Source organism: Rubrivirga sp. (genome assembly GCF_049648075.1).
Classification (GTDB): Bacteria; Bacteroidota; Rhodothermia; order Rhodothermales; family Rubricoccaceae; genus Rubrivirga.
Genome location: NZ_JBARYR010000416.1, coordinates 1 through 4,030, shown reverse-complemented (window position 1 = coordinate 4,030; position 4,030 = coordinate 1). Strand labels below are relative to the sequence as shown.

At 68.7% G+C, this 4,030-nt stretch carries 4 protein-coding genes; all 4 read right to left on the bottom strand.

What is annotated here, in order from left to right; translation table 11 throughout:
* Positions 1-541: helix-hairpin-helix domain-containing protein (locus WBA11_RS11895; protein WP_424520899.1), on the bottom strand; the 541-nt coding region annotated here is incomplete at its 3' end.
* A 136-nt stretch (positions 542-677) separates the two neighbouring features.
* Positions 678-1,349 carry a YceH family protein gene (locus tag WBA11_RS11890; RefSeq protein ID WP_424520898.1) on the bottom strand — a complete coding sequence of 224 codons (672 nt, stop codon included), beginning with the start codon at positions 1,347-1,349 and terminating at the stop codon, positions 678-680.
* 148 nt (positions 1,350-1,497) lie between these two features.
* On the bottom strand, positions 1,498-2,184 hold the full coding sequence (locus WBA11_RS11885; protein ID WP_424520897.1) for an RluA family pseudouridine synthase: 687 nt from the start codon (positions 2,182-2,184) through the stop codon (positions 1,498-1,500).
* 15 nt (positions 2,185-2,199) lie between these two features.
* On the bottom strand, positions 2,200-4,030 hold a 1,831-nt coding region (locus tag WBA11_RS11880), incomplete at its 5' end, for a Na+/H+ antiporter NhaC family protein (RefSeq protein WP_424520896.1).

Sequence of the window (4,030 nt, the reverse complement as noted above, 5' to 3'; positions counted from 1 at the left end):
GCTCGGCCGCCATCATCTGCGCCACCTGCCGGCCGACGCGGCGCGCACGGCGACGCGCGGAGCGGTTCAGGATCGAGTTGAGCTGCAACCGGATCGCCTCCGTCCGGCGCGGGCCGACGCCCTCGAGGTCTTGCAGCCGCCCGTCGTGGGCGGCACGCTCGAGCTCGGACAGGGACTCGACGCCGAGTTCGTCGACCAGCTTCGCAGCCAAACGCTTGCTGACGCCCGGGACCGTCGCCAGGAGCGCGACCGGGTCCGTGGACCGGAGCAGCCGGTCGCGGAGCCCGATCCGGCCCGTCTCGACGTACTGCGCCAGGTGATGGGCGATGCTCACGCCGACGCCAGGGAGGGACGTCAGCGCCTCACGCCCGCCCGTGCCGTAGAGCTCGGCGATCGGCTCGTCCTGCTCGCGGATCATGGCGGCGGCCTGGAGATAAGCCTGGACGCGGTACGGGTTCGTCTCGCCGCGCCGAACGAGCACGTCGGCCATCTGCTCGAGGGCCTCGGCGAGTTCGATGTTGGTGGGTCCGATGGTGGGCATGGGACTGCGGGGTCAATGGAGTGCAATGTCGGGCGTTACGGTGCCACCTGTTTGTCACACCGAACCGACCGAGTGACACTCGTCCTCGATGACGCTCCGCGCCTCGTGCGCCCGTCGTCCTCGAGGGCGGCCCAGGCTACTCGAACGACGCCTTGAACGCGGCCAACTCCCGGCCCAGCCGTTCAACCTCGGCCTCGAGGGCGACGACGCGGTCCTCGAGGTCGGATCGGGTTTCTGTCGGCGTCGGATTGTCCGCCCTCGAGGTCGGCTCCAACACCTCGGAAGGCACGCTCTCGACCTCGAGGTCGACGTTGCCGGACAGGCGGTGCGCGAAGCGGTCCGTGGATTGGCCCGGCGCGCGGGGGAGTTGGACGACGAGGGGCTCGTCGCGGTCGGACAAGAGCCACAGCGTCTCCTCGACGTCGGCCACGTCGACGAAGTCCGCGAGTCGGTTGGTTCGCGTTCGGATCTCTCCGGCCGTCTGCGCGCCACGAAGCAGGAGGACGGTCAAGACGGCGAGCTCGCGGCGGGACAGGTCGAGCGCTCGGTCCAGCAGGTGCCGCATCTTGATCGCGCGGTGCCCCGAGCCCGTCGTCGTGCCGGCCAGGTTGCGGCGCATCAGCCGCTCGACGGCGTCGCGGACCTCGCGCTCGCTGTGGTCCGTCACCGGGTCGCGGGACGACTTCTGATTACACGCCGAGATCAGCGCGTTGACCGTCAACGGGTAGTGGTCCGGCGTAGCGAGGGCCTTCTCGGCAAGGGCGCCGACGACGCGGGTTTCGACGGGGTCGAGAGTCGGGAGAGACATGGAGGTCGAGAGCTGGAGTCGGTCGGGGTCGGCCTTGAGGCCGCGCCCGTCGTGCCGGGCGGATTCGGCCTCGAGGACGCCGAGTCGGGGCAGACGCCCCGCTGGGCGTCTCTACGTCGTCGCCATCCTCGAGGTTGGCGCGGCGACGTTATCTGTTCACGGCCTCGAGGACGGCGGCGTCGAAGAGACCGCGCCACGGAGCGGGCGGAGGAGACGAAAGAACAAGTGGCTCGCGCTTGGTCGGGTGCTCGAGCGTCAGCCGGTGGGCGTGCAGCGCGATGCCGTGGCCGCCGGCAAACTTGGTTTTGTTGCCATACCGGAAATCACCGAGCACCGGCGCTCCCCTCTCCGCCAGTTGCGCGCGGATCTGGTGCTTGCGGCCGGTCACCAACTCGACCTCGACGAGCGACCGACCTCGGTCTCGTGCCAGCGTCCGCCACCGGAGCTCCGCCCGCTTCGTCTCCGACGCGCCGACCTCGAGGACGCGAACGCTCGGCCCGCTCGTCAGCCCATCGATGGCCCGTCCCTCGTCCTCGAGGTGCCCATCGAGGACGGCGAGGTAGCGTTTCTCGGTCGACCGCTTTCGGAACTGGTCGCTGAGCCGGCCTGCGGCCTTCGAGGTCCGAGCCAGAGCCAAGACGCCGCTCGTGGGCCGATCCAAGCGGTGCACGAGACCGACGAACACGTTGCCCGGCTTGTCGAACCGCTCCTTCAGGTGGGCCTTCGCCCAGGTCACCACATCGAGGTCGCCCGTCCTGTCGCCTTGCGTCAGCATCCCCGGCGGCTTTGAGACCGCCAGGACGTGGTTGTCGAGATAGATCGGCGACGGCTCCACTATCGACCCCTGACGTTACGCGTCGGTCGGGACGAGCGTGCCGTCATCGACAGGCTCGGCCACGAACCGGACGACGGCGATCAGGACGAGCGCGCAGATCGGCATCATGACCCACCACGGCACGTTGAACCCGGTCGGGATCGTGCCCAGGAAAAGGGCGACGCCGCCCGTCGTCAACGCGTAGGGAAGCTGCGTCCTCACGTGGTCGATGTGGTCGCACGACGACGCGAGCGACGACAGGATCGTCGTGTCCGAGATCGGCGAGCAGTGGTCGCCCCAGACCGCGCCGGCAAGGACTGCGCTGACGGTCGAGTAGATGATGTGGTTGTACTCGCCCGACGTGTGCAGTCCGTCGGCCGCCAAGACGCCCCACGCGAGCGGGATCACCAACGGCATCAAGATGCCCATCGTCCCCCACGACGAGCCTGTCGAGAACGCGGTCGCGGCGGCGAGCAAGAACACCAGAGCCGGCACAAAGCCAGGTGACAACGTCCCCGAGAGCGCCGTCACCAGCACGTCGGCGGTGCCGAGCGCTTCGTTGACGCCGGCCAGCGCCCAGGCCAGGATCAGGATGATGACCGCCAACAGCATCGTCCGCATCCCGCTGTACCAGGCCTCCACGGACTCTTCGAGCGTCAAAATCTTCTGACCGACCGTCAGCCCGACGGCCACCAGCACCGACGCGAGCGACGCCCACATCATGGCCGTGTAGCTGTTCGCCGCGCCGATCACGTTCGTCAGATTCATCGCGTCGCCGGCCTCGAGGACGGACGCCCGGCCCGTGAGCACGAGCCCGATGATGACGCCAAGGACCAGCGTCAGGATCGGCAAGACGGCGTTGATCAAGCGCTTCGGAGCGTCGGGCGGCGGGACCATCAGTTCGGCCTCGGCTTCGGCGGCCTCGGCGTTCGAGCCCGGCCGGAACAGCTGCCCGTCGCGGCGCGCTCGGCGCTCGGCCGCCAGCATCGGGCCGAAGTCGCGGCGCGAGCCGGCGATCAGGTAGACGAAGAACAGCGCCAGGATCGGGTAGAACGAGTACGGGATGGAGTTGAGGAAGACCGAATACGCGCCCTCGCTGAACTCCGGGAGGGCCTCGACGGCCGTCCCGATCAAGCCGACTTGGTACCCGATCCAGGTCGTCGTAAACGCTAGGCACGCAATCGGTGCCGCCGTCGAGTCGACGATGTAGGCCAGCTTTTCGCGGCTGATGCGCAGCCGGTCCGTGATCGGCCGCATGGTCCCGCCGACGATGAGCGTGTTGGCGTAGTCGTCGAAAAAGATGGCCGTTCCCAAGATGGCCGTCGCGACCTGCCCGCGTCCCGCCGAGCGCGCCCACTTGGTCGCCACGTCGACGATGGCCGCCGTGCCGCCGTTTCTCTGGATCAGCCCGACCGTCCCGCCGATCATGAGCGTAAAGATGATGATGGCTGCGTGGTCGCTGTCGGCCAGAGCGCCCAACACGTAGGTCTCGACCGTCGCAAACAACCCCGTGAACCAGCCAACGACGAGGTCACCGGTCACGATCCAGCTTCCCAGCCACACGCCGAGAAACAGCGCCACGATCACCTGGCGGAAAAACAGCGCCGCCGCGATCGCGATCAACGCCGGCAGCACCGCCAGCCACCCAACGCCGGACTCGTCCTCGAGGTCGGCAGCCGAAGCCTCCGCCGTTTCGACCTCGATGGGAGCGGCCTCGACCGGAGCGTCGTCCTCGAGGGCGGCCGGCGCTTCGTCGAGCAGGACCGGCGCCTCGAGGGCGGCGGAGTCGGGCAGCGCGTCGATCGTCTGCGCGGTGACCGGGACGGCAAGCAGCAGCAGGACCGCGAGCCAAAGACTCGTCTTCGAG

Coding starts and splice junctions, on each gene's coding strand:
- WBA11_RS11890 (WP_424520898.1), bottom strand. CDS start 1,349: ATGTCTCTCCCGACTCTCGACCCCGTCGAAACCCGCGTCGTCGGCGCC.